Source organism: Streptomyces sp. NPDC086147 (assembly GCF_040702165.1).
Lineage (GTDB): Bacteria > Actinomycetota > Actinomycetes > Streptomycetales > Streptomycetaceae > Streptomyces.
Genome location: NZ_JBFBJO010000003.1, coordinates 442699 through 460532, shown reverse-complemented (window position 1 = coordinate 460532; position 17834 = coordinate 442699). Strand labels below are relative to the sequence as shown.

General features: G+C 72.5%; 22 protein-coding genes. 7 read left to right on the top strand and 15 right to left on the bottom strand.

All coding sequences use genetic code 11. The features are described 5' to 3' along the window. Window positions 1-52: 52 nt before the first annotated feature. Both AB0398_RS10255 and AB0398_RS10250 read left to right on the top strand, forming a co-directional pair. On the top strand, window positions 53-658 hold the full coding sequence (locus AB0398_RS10255; RefSeq protein ID WP_366373531.1) for a DJ-1/PfpI family protein: 606 nt from the start codon (window positions 53-55) through the stop codon (window positions 656-658). After that, entirely contained in the window at window positions 655-1140 is a 486-nt protein-coding gene (locus AB0398_RS10250; protein WP_366373529.1) for a MarR family transcriptional regulator, read from the top strand. Before AB0398_RS10255 ends, AB0398_RS10250 begins: the two co-directional genes overlap by 4 nt. Here AB0398_RS10250 and AB0398_RS10245 read toward each other — a convergent pair. After that, window positions 1082-1528 (bottom strand): hypothetical protein, encoded by a 447-nt coding sequence (locus AB0398_RS10245; RefSeq protein ID WP_366373735.1) that lies wholly within the window; start codon window positions 1526-1528, stop codon window positions 1082-1084. The genes AB0398_RS10250 and AB0398_RS10245 overlap by 59 nt on opposite strands. Before the next feature lie 156 nt (window positions 1529-1684). Between AB0398_RS10245 and AB0398_RS10240 the strand changes: the two genes are divergently transcribed. Together AB0398_RS10240 and AB0398_RS10235 are read left to right on the top strand one after the other, a co-directional pair. Continuing rightward, the gene (locus AB0398_RS10240; protein ID WP_366373528.1) at window positions 1685-2521 is read left to right on the top strand and encodes a helix-turn-helix transcriptional regulator; all 837 of its coding nucleotides are present in this window, start codon (window positions 1685-1687) and stop codon (window positions 2519-2521) included. Next, window positions 2518-2697, top strand: a complete 180-nt coding sequence (locus tag AB0398_RS10235; protein WP_366373526.1) for a DUF397 domain-containing protein — start codon at window positions 2518-2520, stop codon at window positions 2695-2697. Before AB0398_RS10240 ends, AB0398_RS10235 begins: the two co-directional genes overlap by 4 nt. Window positions 2698-2701: 4 nt before the next feature. Here the strand turns inward: AB0398_RS10235 and AB0398_RS10230 are convergent, their stop codons facing one another. The 3 genes from AB0398_RS10230 to AB0398_RS10220 all read right to left on the bottom strand — a co-directional run bounded on the left by AB0398_RS10230 (window position 2702) and on the right by AB0398_RS10220 (window position 5350). Continuing rightward, window positions 2702-3592 carry a glycoside hydrolase family 19 protein gene (locus AB0398_RS10230; RefSeq protein WP_366373524.1) on the bottom strand — a complete coding sequence of 297 codons (891 nt, stop codon included), beginning with the start codon at window positions 3590-3592 and terminating at the stop codon, window positions 2702-2704. Window positions 3593-3732: 140 nt separating this feature from the next. Then, entirely contained in the window at window positions 3733-4365 is a 633-nt protein-coding gene (locus AB0398_RS10225; protein ID WP_366373734.1) for an AAA family ATPase, read from the bottom strand. A gap of 43 nt (window positions 4366-4408) precedes the next feature. After that, window positions 4409-5350, bottom strand: coding sequence for an NADP-dependent oxidoreductase (locus AB0398_RS10220; protein ID WP_366373522.1), 942 nt, complete (start codon window positions 5348-5350; stop codon window positions 4409-4411). A gap of 268 nt (window positions 5351-5618) precedes the next feature. Between AB0398_RS10220 and AB0398_RS10215 the strand changes: the two genes are divergently transcribed. Beyond that, the gene (locus AB0398_RS10215; RefSeq protein WP_366373520.1) at window positions 5619-7163 is read left to right on the top strand and encodes a substrate-binding domain-containing protein; all 1545 of its coding nucleotides are present in this window, start codon (window positions 5619-5621) and stop codon (window positions 7161-7163) included. Between the two features lie 200 nt (window positions 7164-7363). Here AB0398_RS10215 and AB0398_RS10210 read toward each other — a convergent pair whose 3' ends face one another. From AB0398_RS10210 to AB0398_RS10200, 3 genes are all read right to left on the bottom strand, one after another. After that, window positions 7364-7720: a hypothetical protein gene (locus AB0398_RS10210; RefSeq protein WP_366373518.1), complete on the bottom strand. Its 357-nt coding sequence runs from the start codon at window positions 7718-7720 to the stop codon at window positions 7364-7366. Continuing rightward, on the bottom strand, window positions 7717-8334 hold the full coding sequence (locus AB0398_RS10205) for a DUF6232 family protein (protein ID WP_366373516.1): 618 nt from the start codon (window positions 8332-8334) through the stop codon (window positions 7717-7719). The genes AB0398_RS10210 and AB0398_RS10205 overlap by 4 nt, the downstream gene beginning before the upstream one ends. A gap of 156 nt (window positions 8335-8490) precedes the next feature. Next, the gene (locus AB0398_RS10200; protein ID WP_366373515.1) at window positions 8491-9774 is read right to left on the bottom strand and encodes an adenylosuccinate synthase; all 1284 of its coding nucleotides are present in this window, start codon (window positions 9772-9774) and stop codon (window positions 8491-8493) included. 143 nt (window positions 9775-9917) lie between these two features. Between AB0398_RS10200 and AB0398_RS10195 the strand changes: the two genes are divergently transcribed. Then, window positions 9918-10700 carry a diacylglycerol kinase gene (locus tag AB0398_RS10195; protein WP_366373514.1) on the top strand — a complete coding sequence of 261 codons (783 nt, stop codon included), beginning with the start codon at window positions 9918-9920 and terminating at the stop codon, window positions 10698-10700. A gap of 22 nt (window positions 10701-10722) precedes the next feature. Here AB0398_RS10195 and AB0398_RS10190 read toward each other — a convergent pair whose 3' ends face one another. From AB0398_RS10190 to AB0398_RS10175, 4 genes are read right to left on the bottom strand one after another with little or no spacing between them, the layout of a single operon-like run. Then, window positions 10723-11223 carry an N-acetyltransferase family protein gene (locus tag AB0398_RS10190; RefSeq protein WP_366373512.1) on the bottom strand — a complete coding sequence of 167 codons (501 nt, stop codon included), beginning with the start codon at window positions 11221-11223 and terminating at the stop codon, window positions 10723-10725. After that, entirely contained in the window at window positions 11220-11639 is a 420-nt protein-coding gene (locus AB0398_RS10185) for an arsenate reductase ArsC (protein ID WP_366373510.1), read from the bottom strand. The genes AB0398_RS10190 and AB0398_RS10185 overlap by 4 nt, the downstream gene beginning before the upstream one ends. Further along, entirely contained in the window at window positions 11636-12418 is a 783-nt protein-coding gene (locus tag AB0398_RS10180; protein WP_366373508.1) for an aquaporin, read from the bottom strand. Before AB0398_RS10180 ends, AB0398_RS10185 begins: the two co-directional genes overlap by 4 nt. Next, window positions 12418-12801, bottom strand: a complete 384-nt coding sequence (locus AB0398_RS10175) for a metalloregulator ArsR/SmtB family transcription factor (protein WP_366373506.1) — start codon at window positions 12799-12801, stop codon at window positions 12418-12420. The genes AB0398_RS10180 and AB0398_RS10175 overlap by 1 nt, the downstream gene beginning before the upstream one ends. 91 nt (window positions 12802-12892) lie before the next feature. Here AB0398_RS10175 and AB0398_RS10170 point away from each other — a divergent pair, with 91 nt between their 5' ends. After that, a complete protein-coding gene (locus AB0398_RS10170; RefSeq protein ID WP_366373504.1) occupies window positions 12893-13312 on the top strand; it encodes an ArsI/CadI family heavy metal resistance metalloenzyme in 420 nt (139 codons plus the stop codon). 51 nt (window positions 13313-13363) lie between these two features. Here the strand turns inward: AB0398_RS10170 and AB0398_RS10165 are convergent, their stop codons facing one another. The 4 genes from AB0398_RS10165 to AB0398_RS10150 all read right to left on the bottom strand — a co-directional run bounded on the left by AB0398_RS10165 (window position 13364) and on the right by AB0398_RS10150 (window position 17799). Further along, window positions 13364-14536 (bottom strand): serine hydrolase domain-containing protein, encoded by a 1173-nt coding sequence (locus AB0398_RS10165; RefSeq protein ID WP_366373502.1) that lies wholly within the window; start codon window positions 14534-14536, stop codon window positions 13364-13366. 79 nt (window positions 14537-14615) lie between these two features. Then, window positions 14616-15806: a cytochrome P450 gene (locus tag AB0398_RS10160; protein WP_366373501.1), complete on the bottom strand. Its 1191-nt coding sequence runs from the start codon at window positions 15804-15806 to the stop codon at window positions 14616-14618. An 11-nt stretch (window positions 15807-15817) separates the two neighbouring features. After that, complete coding sequence (locus tag AB0398_RS10155) at window positions 15818-16480, bottom strand: response regulator transcription factor (RefSeq protein WP_351973453.1); 663 nt, start codon at window positions 16478-16480, stop codon at window positions 15818-15820. Then, complete coding sequence (locus tag AB0398_RS10150) at window positions 16477-17799, bottom strand: histidine kinase (RefSeq protein WP_366373498.1); 1323 nt, start codon at window positions 17797-17799, stop codon at window positions 16477-16479. The genes AB0398_RS10155 and AB0398_RS10150 overlap by 4 nt, the downstream gene beginning before the upstream one ends. Window positions 17800-17834: the final 35 nt, after the last annotated feature.

Sequence of the window (17834 nt, the reverse complement as noted above, 5' to 3'; positions counted from 1 at the left end):
TTCTCCGGACCCTCCTATTGACAGCATCCTGTCGAAATGACAGCCTACTGTCATGACAAACGAGAGCGGCACCCGCATCGTCCACCTCGCCGTCTACGACACCCTCGCGGACTGGGAGACCGGCCACGCCACGGCCTGGCTCGCCCGCGCGGGACACACGGTCAAGACCGTCGGTCCGGTCGCCGGAGAGCCCGTCACCACGCTCGCCGGGATCCGGATCGTCCCCGACCTCGCGCTCGAAGACCTCCGCCCCGAGGACAGCGCCCTGCTGATCCTGCCGGGGGCCGAGAAGTACGACGAGGGCGACGAGCTGGCCCCCTTCGCCGCCAAGGCCCGCGCCTTCCTCGACGCCGGGGTCCCGGTCGCCGCGATCTGCGGCGCCACGGCGGGCCTGGCCCGCGAGGGCCTGCTCGACGACCGCCGCCACACGAGCGCGGTCTCCTTCTACCTGGCCGCCACCGGCTACGAGGGCGCCGAGCACTACGTCGACGCGGACGCGGTGCGGGACGGCGACCTCATCACGGCGGGCCCGACCGAGCCCGTCGCCTTCGCCCGCGAGATCTTCGCCCGCCTCGGGGCGTACGAGGGGAAGCGGGACGCCTGGTTCCGCCTCTTCCACGACTCGGACCCGGCGGCCTTCGCCGAACTGAACGGATGAGCCGTGCGCAGCAGGACGCCCTGTCCCGTACGGCCCTGAGCGCCTTCCGCCTGAACGGTCAGTTCCTCGCCGTCTCGGAGAAGCTGGCCGAGCCGGCGGGCCTGACCGCCGCCTGGTGGCAGGTCCTCGGGGCCGTGCTCCCCGAACCCCTGCCGGTCGCCGGGATCGCCCGCGCCATGGGCATCACCCGCCAGAGCGTCCAGCGGGTGGCCGACCTCCTCGTACGGGAGGGCCTGGCGTCCTACGAGCCGAACCCGGCCCACCGGCGGGCCAAGCTCCTCGCCCCCACGGAGGAGGGCCGGGCGGCGGTCCGCCGCATCGACCCGGGCCACGCGGAGCTCGCGGCGCTGCTCGCGCGGGAGCTGGGCGGGCAGGAGGCGTTCGACGAGACCGTACGGGTCCTGGAGCGGCTCTCCCGGGCCCTCACGGCCCTGGAGGGGTTTGCGCCGGGAGCAGCGGACGCCGCTCCATCATCTCCGTGACGGCGCTCCTCAGGAGCAGCGGATGCACGAACCGGTCGGGCCCCGTCGGCGGACACCGCCACGCGAGCGGCCAGGTCCGACCAGTCAGCGCGGGCACGGGTACGTAGCTCACGTGCGCGGGCCCGGCACTGAACCGGGTCACCCCGCGCGGCCACGACTTGTGGGACGTCGTCCCCGGCGGCACCAGGAAGTAGACCCCGCGCCGCCCGTTCGCCTCGATGACGACCGGCCCCGGGTCGCCGTTGGTGAGCGCCTCCATCCAGTCGGCCAGCCGACGCCCGTCCTCACCGTCCACTCGAACGGCGTCGAATTGTACGCCGGCCTTACGGAGTTGAAATCCGGAAACTGGAATCCAGTCGACGTTTACTTCCCGATTCTCTTCAATCACAGGGACATGTTCCCGCGCCGACGCTAGCGTTTTCCACGACTGCTGACGGTGCGTCGGCATTCCGTCGAACTGCGTCAACGCAGCTTGAATGCAGTCGAATTGGATGGGGAGCATTTGAGACCGGTTGAGACCGGTTGAGTTCGAATGGGGAGCGCGATGGCCCGAGTGGAGAACAGGGAACCGGTGGGTCCGGCGGCGCGGATGGCGGCGTCGCTGGCCAAGAGAATGCGCACGAAGAAAGGAATGACGCAGGAACGGCTCGGCAAGGAGATGGGTTATACCGGCGCGGCGATCAGCGCGATGGAGCGGATGATCCAGCCGGTGAGCGACGAAATGCTCGCACAGCTCGAACAGGCGCTGAGCAACGGGACGGGCATCTTCGAGGAGCTGCGGGAACTCGTACGGCTGGAGAAACTGCCGGAGCAGTTCCGAGGGTACGCGCCGATCGAACAGAAGGCGGTGGCGCTCTGGCTGTACGCGAACCACGTCGTCCACGGCCTCTTCCAGACGGAGGCGTACGCGCGGGCGCTGATCGCGGGCGGATACCCGGAGCCCACTCCCGAGCGGACCGAGGAACTGGTGGTCGGCCGGATGGCGCGGAAGGCGCTCTTCGACCGGAAGCCGGTGTGCGAGATCGAGCTGATTCTCGACGAGTCGGTGCTGAAGCGGCCCTTCGGGGACGAAGGAGTCATGCGGGAGCAGCTGGAGTACTTGGCGGAGTGCGCGCGAAGGAGGAACGTGAACCTTCAGGTGCTGCCCATGGATGCCGGGCTGGGTGGGGAGTACGCAGGAGCACGAGGCGAGCTGAACATCGTGGAGTCCCCGGTTCATGACCGGGTGACGTTCCTGGAAATCCAGGGAGAGAGCCTGCTGATCACCGACCGGGCGAAGGTGAGTACGCACATGCAGCGGTATGCGAAGATCCGAGCACAGGCCCTGGATCCGCGCAGGTCGCTGGGCGTCATCGAGGAGTTGGCGGGAGTACGGAGATGAACGACACCCTGCAGTGGTTCAAGTCCAGCTACAGCGACGACGGCGGCGGCAACTGCGTCGAGGTCGCCGCCTGCCCGCACTCCGTGCACCTGCGGGACTCCAAGCAGCAGGACGGCGGGCCCACGTTCGCCGTGGAGCCCGCCGCCTGGTCCGCGTTCGTCGCGTGGCAGATCTGAACCGCTAGCAGTACAGGTTCGCGCCGGTCGGAACGCCCAGGATCTGGGTGTACTGCTGGTACTTGGTGACCCGGCTCTGCACCTGGGCCGGGTTGCCGCCGTTGCACTCCAGGGTGCCGTTGATCGAGCGGATCGTCTCGCCGAAGCCCGCGCCGTTGACCATGGCGTTGTGGCCGGTCATCGTGCCGGGGCCGTTCTGGGTGTTCCAGTACCAGAGGCCGGTGGCCATGGCGACGGCCGGGTCCTGCTCGACGCGCCACGGGTTGCCCAGGAGGTCGATGCCGAGGGCGTCACCGGCGGCCTTGTAGTTGAAGTTCCAGGAGAGCTGGATCGGCCCGCGGCCGTAGTACGCGGCCTGGCCGGCGGGGCAGCCGTAGGGCTTCCCGGCGTCGCAGTAGTGCGGGTAGTTGGCCGTGTTCTGCTCGACGATGTAGTAGAGCCCGGCGGTCTCGTGGGAGACGTTGGCGAGGAAGGCAGCGGCCTCCTGCTTCTTCACCGTGTCGCTGCCGGTGTTGGCGAAGGCCGGGTACGACTTGAGGGCGTTGACCAGGCCCGTGTACGTGTAGAACGGGTTCCGGTTCGGGAACATCTGGTTGAACTGGGCCTCGGAGACCACGAAGCCGTTGTTCTGGCCGCCGTCGCCACCGCCGCCGGTGCCGCAGGCGCCCTCGTCGCGCCAGACGTCCGAGGAGCCGGGGCGCTCGTTCTGGGTCCACCACTTCGCGTACCAGTTGCGGCCGTTGTACGAGGCGGTCTTGCCGCCGGTGTAGACCGTGGAGGAGTTCCACGCCGTCACGCAGGCGGGGGCCGCCCCTGCCGACGTCGCGGGAAGCAGTACGGCGAGGCCTACGGCCGTACAGAGCGCGGCGAACAGGGTGAGCAGCTTACGGAGCATCGCTCGTCCTTCCGGGTGGGGGGGGTCCGGGATCGGATGGGAAGGGCCAGCGAAGCGCGATTGGTCTGGACCTGTCAAGGTCCAGACCAGAAATCGTGACAGCGGTTCGGAGAGAGAACACCCGCCACCGATATGCGAGTTCAGTCGAAGCGGAGGTGCCGGATCCCGACCGCCGTCCGGCGCAGCCGCGCCCGGAGCGGGCCGTCGGTGTCGGGCGCGAGGTCGAGTCCGGCCGAGGCGGCGATGCGCTCGGCCACCCGAGGGACCGTCAGGCGGTCGGTGCGGACGTGCTCCGCGAACTCCTCGCCGCGCAGCCGGTCCAGGCACAGGTCGAGCTTCGACACGGCGAAGCCCTCCCGCCGCAGCGGGGCGTCCTTCCCGCCCAGGGCCCGCACCGCGTGCCCGAAGCCGCGCTCGCGCAGCCGGCGCAGGACCGTCGCGCGCTCGGCGAGGAGCGCGAAGTGCCGCACGTCGTGACCGGCCGCGCGCAGCCGTCCGACCGTCTCGTCGAAGGACCGGGGCTCCACGACCGTCATCGGCGCGATCACCACGCCCGGGTGCTTCCGGAGGGCCAGGTCCAGGACCTCGTACACGCCCTGCCGCCAGGCCGGGAGGTCCTGGAAGTCGCCCCGGAGCCCCGGGGGCGTCATGCGGTGCAGGCCGAAGCCGACGTGCTCGGGGTCGCAGACCACGCTCCCCGGCAGCCGCCTGCGCAGCTCGTACGCGGTCTGCGTCTTGCCCCCGCCGAACGGTCCGTTGATCCAGATCAGCATCCCCATCGCCGGAGTCTAGGGACCCCCGGGGCGCGGGCGGGCGTCAGATCAGCAGCACGATCCGGCCCGGCCGGTGACCGGCCTCCGCCCGGCGGTGGGCCTCGGCGGCGGACGCCAGGGGCACGATGTCGGCCGTCCGGGTGACCAGCTCGCGGGCGGCGACGCCGTCCAGGATCGCCTTCAGGCGGGCCGCGTCCGGGCGGGGCCGGATCGCGGCGACGTCGATGTCCCTGACCCGGTCCGGCAGCCGCTCCCCGGAGGCCGAGACGAACGTCCCGCCGTCCCGCAGGGCGGGCAGCAGCGGGGCGCCGATGAGCGCGGCGTCCAGGACGGCCGCGACGCCCTCGGGGACGTGGGCGCGCACCTTGGCGACGACGTCCGCCGGGTCCCCGCGCGGGACCAGCTCCTCGGCGCCCAGTCTGAGCAGCTCGTGCCGGACGTCCTCGTCGGCGAGGGCGACCACCCGGTACCCCGCCGCGGCGGCGTGCTGGACGGCGAAGCGGCCCACCACCCCGCCGGCCCCGCTGACCAGGATCGGGGAGCCCTCGGGAAGGTCCAGGAGGTCGACGGCCTGGTCCGCGACCAGCGCGGAGAGCGGCACCGAGGCGGCCGTCGTGAAGTCCATGTCGTCCGGGATCGGGGCCAGCCACTCGGGAGCGGCGCGGATCACCTCCGCGTACGAGCCCTCGCCCGTCCCCTCCGACACCCAGGGGATGAAGCCGGCCACCCGGGTGCCCTCGGGGAGGCCGGGCGCGGCGTCCAGGAGCACGCCCGCGAAGTCGAAGCCGAGGACGAAGGGCGGGGCCAGCTCGCCCAGGAAGGCGGCCCACTGCCCGGAGCGGATCCGCAGGTCCGCCTGGTGCACGGCGGCGGCCTTGAGCCGTACGCGCACCCGGCCCGGGACGTCACCGGCCTCCGGCTCGGGGCGGTTGGCGATCCTGAGGACCTCGGGTCCGCCGTAGGAGATCACTTCGACGACGCGCATGGGGCACTCCTGCACTGCTCGGTACTGCTCGTGTACTCCTCGTACGGACGCCCCCTCGTGGCCATTACACAGAGGCTCCCCACCCCCGGCAACCGCTGATGACCCGCCCGCGCGACGCCCCGGCGAGACGGCCGGAAGGCGGTCGGGAGGGCGGCCGGGCAGGCCGCCGGACACGCGGCCGGAATCCGGCTTGCGGAAGGAAGAACACCGGATGACGGATGGCGACACCCCCCCACGGAACCGCACACGTGTCCGTACCGTCGCGCGCATGGACTGGCTCACCTCCGAGAACCTCGTCGCCGTGGTCACCGCGCTCATCGGCGTCCTGGTCTCGATCGGCGTCGCCTGGTACCAGTGGTGGGTGCTGCGCCAGCGGCGGATCGGCTACCGCGTCCAGCTGGACACGGCCGTCGGCGGCGGGACGAACGGCGCCGCCGCCAGCACCGGCACGGCCGTGCGGCGCGGCTACTTCAACACCAGTCCCGGCCTGGAGGACGCCACCCTCGTCCTGCTCAGGATCGAGAACGACGGAGCCCTGGCCGTCACCGCCGACCACTACACGGACGGGGACGACCACGGGCTCACGGTGGAGTTCGAAGGGCGGCACGTGAAGGCGGTCGTCGTCACCGCCCCCGACCACCCCCGGCTCCTCAGCCACTTCCCCGACACCTGGACGGGCCCCGCCGAGGGCGCCACCAGCGTCCCGCTGCCGAAGGTCCCGCTCAACCGGGGCGCCTACTACAAGCTGCTCGTCCTGCTCGGCGGCGGCCCGATCGGCGGCGCGGTCAGGGTCGACGGCAGCATCGCCGAGGGCCGCGTCCACCCCACCCGCAGCCTCACCCCCGACGACAAGCTGCCCGTCTTCAGCCGGGCCGCGCTGTCCGTCACGGTCGTCCTCACCGCGTGCGTCGTCGCCCTCGCCGCGATCATCGTCCGGGAGGAGGTCCCGCCGCCGATCGGCTGCGCCCGGGGCACCCTCACGGTCACCGGCTCGACGGCCTTCGCACCCGTCGCGAAGGAGCTCGCGCAGCGGTACGAGAAGGACTGCGAGGGCGCGACGGTGCTCGTGGACGCGCACGGCTCGACCACCGGCGTCCGGGAGCTGGACGCCGCCGGGAGGAAGGCGGCCGCAGCGAAGAAGGGCCCGCCCGCCGTCGTCGCGCTCTCCGACGGCCGCAAGCCGAACGGCCACCCGGCGCTGCGGGAGAGCCCGGTCGCCGTCTCCCTCTTCACCCTCGTCGTCCACGACGGGATACCCGTCGCCAACCTGAGCCGGGACCAGATCCAGCGCGTCTACCGGGGCGACATCACCAACTGGAGCGTGCTCGGCGGCCCGAACCTGCCGATCCGGCTGGTGAGCCGGAACGCCGGCTCCGGCACCAGGGAGGTCTTCCAGCGCCGGGTCCTCGGCGAGAACGAACCGGCCCACTCCTCCCTCGACTGCGAGCACCGCGACGACCCCCGGGCGCGGGTCACCCGCTGCGAACTCGACTCCACCGAACAGGTCCTGGACACCGTCGCCCTGCTCCCGGGAGCCATCGGCTACGGCGAACTGCGCGCGAGCGGCACCGTGAAGGGCCTGCACCGGGTGGCGATCGACGGCCGCGAGGCCGACGTCGACGAACTGGGCGCGTCCCCCTACCCGTACCGGGAGATCGAGTACGCCTACACCTGGGGCGATCCGCCGGCCGGCTCCCTGGCGGCCGGCTTCCTCACCTACCTGACCCGGGGCGGCGGCCAGGACGTCGTCCGCGTCCACGGCCACCTGCCCTGCGCCACCCCGAAGGGGCTGAGGGTCTGCGGGGACGGGTGAGCGCTCCCCGGAGCGGCCCGGGACCCGGAGTGCGCCGAGAACGGCTCCAGCTACCTGGGGATCGTGAAGTGGAAGGGCGAGGAACGGCTCCTGGTGTACCCGATGCCCGACGGGGAGCCGGGCGAGTACCGGCGCAGACAGGGCTGAGACGGGGCCGAGGAGGCTGGGCGGCGAGGCGGCGAGGCGGCGGGGCGGTCCCCTCAGCCGCCGAGCAGCGCCAGGATCTGCTGGATCAGGGCGAGGGCGGGCACACCGACCGTCCCCACCGCCTCCGCGATCCCGCCGGCCCGCTCCAGGGCCGTCCGCCGTACCTCCGGATCGGCGGATCCGCCGATCTCCGCCTCCGCGGCCTCCACGGTCCGCGCCGAGAGGGGCGGGAGCTGCTCCCGCAGCTCCCGGAGCAGGGGCAGCAGCTGCCTGATGGCCCGCTCCAGCTCGGCGGCGGACGCGGCGGGCGCGCCCGCTACGAACGTCTGCCGCTTGTCGATGCCGACGCTGTCCGTGGTCTGGTTCATGTGCACCACGTCGCCGTGGTGGTGCTGGTCCCCGGTCGTCACTTCGTCACTCCCGTGTTGCCGCTGCCGCCGTAGATGTTCACCGAGTCCCCGAAGTAGTAGTTGCTGGGGTTGCTGATCATGAGCGCCTCGACCGTGACCGTGAGCGCCGCGTCCGGCTCGTCGATCGCGGTCGCGATCTTCCCGACGAGTTCGTGCAGGTGGCGGGGGTCCCCGGAGACCATCGCGGTCGACTGCCCGTTCGTCTCGATGGCCAGCACGTCGTGGGAGGAGGCGGTGACCACGACCAGCATGTCGACCACGAACCAGATGAGGGCGCCGATGATGACCAGGAAGGAGAGCTGGTACAGGAAGGCGAGGAAGCCGCCCGGCTCCTCGCCCCGGGCGAAGACGTCGGCCAGGAACGCGAAGAAGCCGATCCCGAGCCCCGCGAGCAGCGTGAGCCCCACGCGCTTCAGGAAGGTGCGGACGGCGTCGGCCCGGCGGGGCCGGAGCACGAAGGTGTAGACGCGGACGATGTTCTCCAGCGGATAGGCGGCTCCGTTCACCCAGAGCAGCCTCTTGCTGATGACCAGCGGAAGCCGCGGGACCGGGCCGCCGGCGTGGGGCGGGCGGGGCGGTGGCGGCGGCGCGGCGGGCGGTGCGGGCGTTTCCATGCTTCCCCCTGAGACGGAACGACGCGTGAGGGAGCCCATTAATCACCCAACTCACCTTCTCTGCAAGGCTAGTTCAGGCCTGTCGGGAACGGCGGAGGGCCCGCCCTCCCGGTGAACCGGGAGGGCGGGCCCTCTCGCGTACTCCCTCTCGAAGTCCTACAGGAAGGAGTTGATCTCGATCGTCTCGGTGCGGCCGGGGCCGACGCCGATGGCGGAGATCGGGGCGCCCGACATCTCCTCCAGGGCCTTCACGTAGGCCTGCGCGTTCTTCGGCAGGTCGGCGAAGGTCTTGGCCTTGGTGATGTCCTCGGACCAGCCCGGCAGCATCTCGTAGACCGGCTTCGCGTGGTGGAAGTCGGACTGCGAGTAGGGCAGCTCCTCGACGCGCTTGCCGTCGATCTCGTACGCGACGCAGACCGGGATCTGCTCCCAGCCGGTCAGCACGTCCAGCTTGGTGAGGAAGAAGTCGGTCAGGCCGTTGACGCGGGTGGCGTAGCGGGCGATGACCGCGTCGAACCAGCCGCAGCGGCGGTCGCGGCCGGTGGTGACGCCGCGCTCGCCGCCGATGCGGCGCAGGTCCTCGCCGTCCTGGTCGAAGAGCTCGGTCGGGAACGGACCGGCGCCGACACGGGTGGTGTAGGCCTTGAGGATGCCGATGACCCGGCTGATCTTCGTCGGTCCCACGCCGGTGCCGGTGCAGGCGCCGCCCGCGGTCGGGTTCGAGGAGGTGACGAAGGGGTACGTGCCGTGGTCGACGTCGAGCAGGGTGCCCTGGCCGCCCTCGAAGAGCACGACCTTGTCCTCGTCGAGCGCGTTGTTGAGGATCAGGGTGGTGTCGGCGACGAACGGCTTGAGCTGCTCCGCGTACTGGAGCATCTCCTCGACGATCTGCCCGGCCTCGATGGCCCGCCGGTTGTACAGCTTGGCGAGGAGCTGGTTCTTCCCCTCCAGGGCCGCTTCGACCTTCTGGGCGAGGATCGACTCGTCGTACAGGTCCTGGACCCGGATGCCGACGCGGTTGATCTTGTCGGCGTAGGTCGGGCCGATGCCCCGACCCGTGGTGCCGATCTTGCGCTTGCCGAGGAACCGTTCCGTCACCTTGTCGAGGGTGACGTTGTACGGGGTGATCAGGTGGGCGTTGCCGCTGATCAGGAGCTTCGACGTGTCGACGCCGCGGTCGTTCAGTCCGCTCAGCTCGGAGAGCAGGACCGCCGGGTCGACGACGACACCGTTTCCGATCACCGGGGTACACCCCGGCGAGAGGATTCCGGAAGGGAGAAGATGCAGCGCGTACTTCTGGTCGCCTACGACGACCGTGTGGCCGGCGTTGTTGCCGCCCTGGTAGCGCACCACATAGTCAACGGATCCACCGAGCAGGTCGGTGGCCTTTCCCTTGCCCTCGTCACCCCACTGAGCACCGAGCAGCACAAGTGCGGGCACAGGCGTACACCCCTTCCGGGTGGGGCATGTCCAAGGTCAGGGGGCGTACGCCGCCTCACCGGTGTGCCCCGGAATAGACGAAGCCCCTGGCGCAATAGCGCAAGGGGCTCTTGCACAAAGATGCTACCCGAGGAAGGACCGAGGTGTCGGATCACGACCAGCTGCTGGTCATCGTCGACCCGGTCGCCCGCCGAAGCGACGGCGAGTCCGTACGGATCGCGAAGGATGTCCTGTTCGCGGGCGCGGAGGCGAAGATCTGCCTGCCGGAGGGTCCGGAGGAATTCTCCCGGGCCCTGTCCCGGCGCGGCTCCCGGCGCCCCGTGCTGCTCGGGGACGACCGGGCCCTGCTGCGCGCGGTGACGCTGCTGCACCGCGAGCGGGGCCTCGCGGAGGGGGCCCTCTCCCTGGTCCCGATCGGCGCGCCGGAGACCGTGGAGGTGGCGTACGCGCTCGGCGTGCCGCGCTCCACGCCGGCGGCGGCGCGGGCGGCCCTGGACGGGGCGGTGCGCCGCCTGGACCTCCTGGTGGACGACAGCGACGGCGTCGTCCTCGGGGACCTCCTGGTCCCGGCCCTCCCGGTCCCGGCCCCGGCGGCCCCGTCGGTCTGGGGCACCTGCCGCTCCCTGGTCCGCACCCTGGTGCCCCCGGCGGTCCGCCTCCACCCCCTGCGGGTCGAGGCGGACGGCGTCCTCCTGGCGGACGTCGACACCCCCCTGGAGGCCCTGACGGCCCGCTCGGTCGCCGGCACGGCCGAGGTGACCGTCCACCCCCCGTCCGCCCCGCCCCGCCGCGCCACCGCCCACACCCTCACCGTCTCGGGCCCGGACTTCCGCTACCGCGCGGACGGCCGCCTGACGGGCCCGGTACGGCGACGGACGTGGACGGTGCGGGAGGGGGCGTGGGGGCTGCGGCTGCCGAGGGTGTGAGCGCCGTTCTCACGACCGCCCCCTACCCGACGGCCGGACTGCGGCGTTCGAGCAGGACCACGTCACGCCAGGCCCCGCGGTGGCGGCCGAGGCGCTCGCGGACGCCGACGGTGCGGAAGCCCGCGCGGTGATGGAGGGCCAGGCTGGCGGTGTTCTCCGGAAAGATCCCGGACTGGACGGTCCAGACGCCGGCCGCGTCGGTGGAGGCGAGCAGGGCGGCGAGCAGGGCGCGGCCGACGCCCCGGCCCCGGGCGTCGGGGTGCACGTAGACGGAGTGCTCGACGACGCCCGCGTAGGCGCAGCGGTCCGAGACCGGGGTGACGGCGGTCCAGCCGACGACGCCGTCCGCCCGGTCCAGGGCGACGAAGCGGTGGTCCAGGAGGCGGGAGGCGTCGAACTCGGGCCAGGCGGGCGCGCTGGTCTCGAAGGTCGCGTTCCCGGTCGCGATGCCGAGCCGGTAGATCTCCAGGACCCGGTCGGCGTGCTCGGGGCGCATCGCGGCGAGGCGGACGGCGCCGCTCATGCGCGGGCCTCGACGCCCAGCTCCGCGAGCAGGTCGCGGACGTGCCGCTCGACGGCGTCGCGGATGGGCCGGACCGCCGCCACGTCCCGGCCCGCGGGGTCGTCGAGCGTCCAGTCGAGGTAGCGCCTGCCGGGGAAGTACGGGCAGGCGTCGCCGCAGCCCATGGTGACGACCACGTCGGAGGTCCGGACGGCGTCGGCGGTGAGCGCCTGGGGGGTCTCGGCGGCGATGTCGACGCCCACTTCCGCCATGGCCGCCACGACGGCCGGGTTCACCGCGTCGGCGGGGGCGGACCCGGCGGACCGGACCTCGACGCGGTCGCCGCCGAGGCGGGCGAGGAAGGCGGCGGCCATCTGGGACCGGCCGGCGTTGTGCACGCAGACGAACAGGACGGAGGGGGGCGGGGCGGGGGTCATGTGGGTACTTCCCGGGTCGGGGCGGGGGCGGGGACGGGCCCTGCTTCAGGGGTGCGGGCGGCTTCAGGGGGGTGGCCGGCTTCCGGAGCACGGCCGGCTTCCGGAGTACGGCCGAAGAGGGCGGCGGCCAGGGCGACCCCGGCTCCGGCGCCCAGGAGTTGGGCCGCGACGAAGGGCGGTACGGAGGCCGGGGCGATGCCCGCGAAGGTGTCGGAGAAGGCCCGGCCGACGGTGACGGCCGGGTTGGCGAAGCTCGTGGACGAGGTGAACCAGTAGGCCGCGCCGACGGAGGAGGCCACCAGCACCGGGGCGAGGTGCCGCTGTCCGGTCCGGCCGAGTCCGAGGACCAGGAGGACGAGGGCACCGGTCGCGACGGCCTCGGACAGCCAGAGGTGGCCGGCGGACCGGTCGCGGGTGGAGAGGGAGACGAGGGGTCCGGCGAACACGGCGTTGGCCAGGACCGCGCCGCCGACGGCCCCGATCGTCTGGGCAGGCAGGTAGGCCGCGACGTCGCGCGGCGCAGGTCCGCTCCCGTCGCGGCGCCCGGTCCACCACAGGGCCAGGGTGACCGCCGGGTTGAAGTGGGCGCCGGAGACCGGACCGAGCAGGGCGATCAGGACGCCGAGGCCGAAGACGGTGGCCAGCGCGTTGGCGAGCAGCCGGACGGCGGCGTCCTGGGTCAGCTCGGCCGCCTGGATCCCGGAGCCCACGACGACGGCCACGAGCATGGCCGTGCCGACCAGCTCGGCGAGCGCGCGGCGCCGGAGCGGCGCCTCCATCAGGGCGTTCCGGCGGGTGCGGCGTCGGCCGGGGTCCGGAGGAGGGAGGAGAGCCGGGCGAAGGCGGCGGGCAGGACCCAGTAGTAGACCCAGGTGCCCCGGCGCTCGGAGCCGACCAGGCCGGCGTCGCGCAGCACCTTCAGGTGGTGGGAGATCGTCGGCTGCGAGACGTCGAACGGCCCGGTGAGGTCGCAGACGCACGCCTCGCCGCCCTCGTGCGAGGCGATCAGCGAGAGCAGACGCAGCCGCACCGGGTCGGACAGGGCCTTGAACATCTTCGCCAGGTCGACGGCGGAGGCCTCGTCCAGCGGCTCACGGACCATCGGCGAGCAGCAGACCGCCGTCTCGTCCCGCTCGACCAGGGGCAGTTCCCATTTCGACATGCGTCGATATTGACAGTCATCTATCCCGATGGCAACCTCGATCCCGTCGAGCCATATCGACAGCCATCGAAACAAGGAGAAGGAGACGGTCATGTCCCGCGTCCAGCTCGCCCTGCGCGTCGCCGACCTCGAAGGCTCGGTCGCCTTCTACACGAAGCTCTTCGGCGTGGAACCCGCCAAGCGCCGCCCCGGATACGCCAACTTCGCCGTCGCCGAACCCCCGCTCAAGCTCGTCCTGATCGAGGGCGAGGCCGGCGAGGGCACCCGGCTCGACCACCTCGGCGTCGAGGTCGAGAGCGCCGGGCAGGTCACCGCGGCCACCACCCGCCTGAAGGACGCCGGCCTCACGACCGCCGAGGAGAACGACACGTCCTGCTGCTACGCCCTCCAGGACAAGGTCTGGGTCACAGGCCCCGGCGGGGAGCCGTGGGAGGTCTACGTGGTCAAGGCCGACGCCGACACCCTCACCAAGGACACGGGGACGACCTCCGCCTGCTGCGCCCCGGCCTAGGGCCCACCCGGCCCTGATCCGCCGCACACGCCCCAGGCGCAACGCCCCGGCTCACGCCACCGCCTTCCGCACCGCCTCGGCCAGCGTGGTCGCGCGCACGTCGTCCGGCCCGCCGACGATGTGGTTCATGACGTAGCCGAAGGCGATGTCGTGCTCGGGGTCGGCGAAGGCGAGGGAGCCGCCGCGGCCGGTATGGCCGAAGGCGGCCGGGCCGGTCATGGGGGTGCCGTCCGTGGGCAGCATGTAGCCGGTGGCGAAGCGGCTGGGGACCAGCATCACCCGGTCCTGTCCGCTCGCCCGCTCCTCGGTCGCCGAGACCAGGGTCTCCGGAGCGAGGAGGCGCACGCCGTCCACCTCGCCGATCAGGGCCGCGTACATCCGGGCGAGGGCGCGTGCGGTGCCGATGCCGTTGGAGGAGGGGAGCTCGGCCGCCTGGACCTCGGGGGCGTCGAAGTCGATCGCGGCGGGATCGGTGACCGCGAAGGCCCGGTTGCTCAGGGAGTCCGGGTCGCGCCAGGCGGCGACCCGCTCGCGGAGCCCGGCGGGGACGGACGCGACGGGGACGGTGGTGAGGTCCACGGCGGGCTGCCGGTACGCCATGCGGCTGACCCGCCCGCGCTCGCCCGGCGGCAGGCCGATGAAGAAGTCGAGGCCGAGCGGGCCGACGATCTCGTCGGCGAAGAACCGCCCCGGCGTCCGGCCGGAGACCCGCCGGATCACCTCACCGACCAGCCAGCCCCAGGTCCGGCCGTGATACCCGTGCGCCGTGCCCGGCTCCCACAGGGGGCGCTGGGCCGCCAGCGCCGCCACCATGGGGTCCCAGGCCAGCGCGTCCGCCAACGGAAGCGGTCGGTCAAGGGCCACCAACCCCGCCTGATGGCACAGCAGCTGACGCACCGGAACGTCCGCCTTGCCGTTCGCCGCGAACTCCGGCCAGTACGCCGCCACCGGCGCGTCGAGGTCCAGCAGGCCGCGCTCGGCCAGCATGTGCGCCGCCGTCGCGGTGGCCCCCTTGGTCGCCGAGTACACCAGTTGCAGGGTGTCCCGCGTCCACGGGCGTCCGGTCCCGGGATCGGCGGTGCCGCCCCACAGGTCGACCACCGGCCGCCCCCGCCAGTAGACGCACACGGCCGCACCGATGTCCCCGTACCGCTCGAAGTTCGCCGCGAACGCCTCACGCACCGGCTCGAACCCGGGCGCCGTCCCACCGTCGATCGTCGTCATGCCGCCCATCCTGGCAGCGCGGCCGTCCCGGGTGGAGGGCCGCCCCGGAGGGCGGGGCGCCGCTCTCCCGGAGCGGGGCTCACACCTCCACCACCAACCCCTCGAACCCCCTGATCACGTACCCCGGCTTCCGCACCGGCTCCGACACCAGCCGCATCCCCGGCGCCCGCCTCAGCAGTTCGTCGAAGACCGTCGTCAGTTCCAGGCGGGCCAGGGGGGCGCCCAGGCAGTAGTGGATGCCCGCGCCGAAGGTGACGTGGGGGTTGTCGGGGCGGGTGAGGTCAAGGGTGTCGGCCGTGGGACCGAAGCGGGCCGGGTCGCGGTTGGCCGAGCCCAGGAGGAGGGCCACCTCCGAGCCGCGGGGGACGGTCAGGCCGTCGATCTCGATGTCGTCGAGGACCCAGCGTTCGAACATCTGGAGCGGGGTGTCGTGGCGCAGGAGTTCTTCCACAGCTGTGGACAGGTTTTCGAGAGACGGGCGGACGCCCTCCTGGAGGAGGATCCGCCAGCCGTTGACCGTGGTGTTCACCGTCGCCTCGTGGCCCGCGTTCAGGAGCAGGACGCAGGTCGAGATCATCTCCTGTTCCGTCAGCTCCGGGACGGCGAGGAGGGCCGAGATCAGGTCGCTCCCCGGAGCCTCGCGGCGCCTCGCGATCAGTTCGCGGAGGTAGTCCGAGAACTCGATCGACGCCTCCACCGCCCGCCGCGCCGTCTCCTCCGACGGGTTCAGCTCGAACATCCCGCAGATCGCCGCCGACCACGGCCGCAGCCGCCCCCGCTCCTCGTCCTCCTCCGGGATCCCCAGCATCTCCGCGATCACCGCGACCGGCAGCGGTTCCGCCACCAGCGCCTGGAGATCACCGCCGCCCGCCGCCACCAGGTCCCCGACCAGACCGGCGGCCAGGCGCCGTACCGCCGGGGCCAGGTCCTCCACCGTCCTCGGGGTGAACGCCTTCGAGACCAGGCGGCGGATGCGGGCGTGGTCCGCGCCCTCCAGGTCCAGGAGCCCGTGGTCGTTCAGGGTGTGGAAGGGCTCGTGCGCCGGGTCCGGGGCCTCCCGGCCGAACTCCTCGTGCGTGAAGCGGTGCGTGTACGTACGGCCCAGCCGCCGGTCCCGGAGGAGCGCCGAGACGTCCTCGTGGTGCGGGATCAGCCACTGGCCCGTGGGGCCGTGCCAGTGGGCCCGGCCCGCCGCCCGCAGCGCGGCGTAGGCGGGATAGGGGTCGGCGGTGAACTCCGGGGACGAGGGGTCGTACACGGTGGTGGCCATGCACACGGACGTTAGCCGCCGACCCGCACCAACCCCGCCTCGTACGCGAACACCGCCGCCTGCGTCCGGTCCCGCAGCCCCAGCTTCACCAGGATCCGGCTCACGTGCGTCTTGATCGTGGACTCCGCGACGACCAGGTGGTCCGCGATCTCCGCGTTCGACAGGCCCTGCGCGATCAGCACCAGGACCTCCGTCTCGCGCTCGGTCAGCTCCCCGATCTGCGCCATCGCCGGCGGGCGCGGGGAGGACCCCGGCGCCTTCGCGAACTCGGTGATCAGGCGCTTCGTGACGGTCGGCGCGAGCAGCGCCTCGCCCGCCGCGACGACCCGGACGCCGTCCGCGAGCTGCCGGGCCGAGGCGTCCTTGAGCAGGAAGCCGGAGGCCCCGGCGCGCAGCGCCTGGTACACGTACTCGTCCAGGTCGAAGGTCGTCAGGACCAGCACCTTCGCGTCCGCGTCGGCCGCCACGATCTCCCGCGTGGCCTCGATGCCGTTCAGCTCCGGCATCCGGATGTCCATCAGGACCACGTCCGGACGGAGGGCCGCCACTTGGGCGATCGCCTCCCGGCCGTTGACCGCCTCGCCGACGACCTCGATGTCCGGCATCGCGCCCAGCAGGACCGAGAAGCCCTCCCGGACCATCATCTGGTCGTCGACGATCAGCACCCGGATCACGCCACCGTCTCCTCACGGCTCACGGGGACGAAGGCCGTCACCTCGTAGCCACCGTCCTCGGTCGCCTCGGCCGTCATCTCACCGCCCAGCATCGTCACACGCTCCCGCATGCCGGTGATGCCGTGACCCGCCCCCGGCGACGGCTTCACCAGGCCGCGCGCCGGGCCGTTGGCGATGCGCAGGCCCAGGCCGCCGAGCACGTACGACACCTCGACCTTCGCCGCCGCGCCCGGCGCGTGCCGCAGCACGTTCGACAGGGCCTCCTGGACGATCCGGTACGCGGAGAGTTCCACGCCCTGCGGCAGCTCCCGGACCGCTCCGGTCACCGTCTTCTCGATGTCGAGCCCGGCCTCCCGGACGTTGGCGACGAGCGCCTCCAGGTCGGCCAGGGTGGGCTGCGGGGCGTCGGGCGCCTCGTAGTCCTCGGCCCGGACGACCCCGAGGATGCGGCGCAGCTCGGTCAGCGCGGCGACCGCGTTCTCCCGGATGGTGAGGAAGGCCTGCTCCAGCTCCGGCGGCGGGTTCTCGACCCGGTACGGCGCGGCCTCCGCCTGGATCGCGACCACCGACATGTGGTGGGCGACGACGTCGTGCAGCTCGCGGGCGATCGTGGTCCGCTCCTCCAGGAGCGTCCGCTTCGACCGCTCCTGCGCGGTGACCGTCTGCTGCGCGGTGACCTCGCGGTCGGCCTGGCGGCGGATCTGGAAGACGGTGACCGCGAGGAGGACCAGGGCCGAGGCGAAGGCCATCGCCACGGATTCGGAGTCGCCCCCCGCGCCGAGGAACATCCCGGTGAAGGCGCCGAAGGCCGACGTCACCAGCCACATCCACGCCGCGGCGCGGGGCCGGGTGCGGGCCGCGACCACGGCGAGGACCACCAGGTGGGAGAAGAACGTCGTGTTCGACCAGGGCCAGCCGCCGTCGTAGCCGGTGAGGTACCCGATGAAGGGCGCGGAGCCGAGCGAGGTCCAGAAGGCGAGGACCGGCCGGACCAGGGTGAGCAGCACGATCGCGGCCGGCGCGCAGGCGATCAGGAGGGCCAGCGGGCCGAAGTGGGTGTCGACGCGCTCGTATCCCATGGTGAAGGCGACGAAGGCGAGGAACGCCACGACCACGTGCGGGAAGAACCCGGCGCGGGCCCGTATCCGCTTCGGCAGGAGGCGCGCCAGTCTGCTGGTCACGTGCACGGGCGCCAGCGGCCGGTAGGCCGGGGCGTCGTGGAGGAGTTCCTGCCGCAGCCCGCCGAGCGCGACCTGGACCAAGTGGAACTCGGGGGCCCGGTTCGTCCCGGGGGTCTGTGTCTCAGTCACGCCGTTCACGGTACGGGGGAGGCCGGAGCGGGTCGTCCCGCTCC

Coding starts and splice junctions, on each gene's coding strand:
- AB0398_RS10255 (WP_366373531.1), top strand. CDS start 53: ATGACAAACGAGAGCGGCACCCGCATCGTCCACCTCGCCGTCTACGAC.
- AB0398_RS10225 (WP_366373734.1), bottom strand. CDS start 4,365: ATGCTGATCTGGATCAACGGACCGTTCGGCGGGGGCAAGACGCAGACC.
- AB0398_RS10250 (WP_366373529.1), top strand. CDS start 655: ATGAGCCGTGCGCAGCAGGACGCCCTGTCCCGTACGGCCCTGAGCGCC.
- AB0398_RS10160 (WP_366373501.1), bottom strand. CDS start 15,806: ATGGCCACCACCGTGTACGACCCCTCGTCCCCGGAGTTCACCGCCGAC.
- AB0398_RS10205 (WP_366373516.1), bottom strand. CDS start 8,334: ATGGAAACGCCCGCACCGCCCGCCGCGCCGCCGCCACCGCCCCGCCCG.
- AB0398_RS10235 (WP_366373526.1), top strand. CDS start 2,518: ATGAACGACACCCTGCAGTGGTTCAAGTCCAGCTACAGCGACGACGGC.
- AB0398_RS10180 (WP_366373508.1), bottom strand. CDS start 12,418: ATGGAGGCGCCGCTCCGGCGCCGCGCGCTCGCCGAGCTGGTCGGCACG.
- AB0398_RS10170 (WP_366373504.1), top strand. CDS start 12,893: ATGTCCCGCGTCCAGCTCGCCCTGCGCGTCGCCGACCTCGAAGGCTCG.
- AB0398_RS10230 (WP_366373524.1), bottom strand. CDS start 3,592: ATGCTCCGTAAGCTGCTCACCCTGTTCGCCGCGCTCTGTACGGCCGTA.
- AB0398_RS10175 (WP_366373506.1), bottom strand. CDS start 12,801: ATGTCGAAATGGGAACTGCCCCTGGTCGAGCGGGACGAGACGGCGGTC.
- AB0398_RS10190 (WP_366373512.1), bottom strand. CDS start 11,223: ATGAGCGGCGCCGTCCGCCTCGCCGCGATGCGCCCCGAGCACGCCGAC.
- AB0398_RS10240 (WP_366373528.1), top strand. CDS start 1,685: ATGGCCCGAGTGGAGAACAGGGAACCGGTGGGTCCGGCGGCGCGGATG.
- AB0398_RS10215 (WP_366373520.1), top strand. CDS start 5,619: ATGGACTGGCTCACCTCCGAGAACCTCGTCGCCGTGGTCACCGCGCTC.
- AB0398_RS10185 (WP_366373510.1), bottom strand. CDS start 11,639: ATGACCCCCGCCCCGCCCCCCTCCGTCCTGTTCGTCTGCGTGCACAAC.
- AB0398_RS10220 (WP_366373522.1), bottom strand. CDS start 5,350: ATGCGCGTCGTCGAAGTGATCTCCTACGGCGGACCCGAGGTCCTCAGG.
- AB0398_RS10165 (WP_366373502.1), bottom strand. CDS start 14,536: ATGACGACGATCGACGGTGGGACGGCGCCCGGGTTCGAGCCGGTGCGT.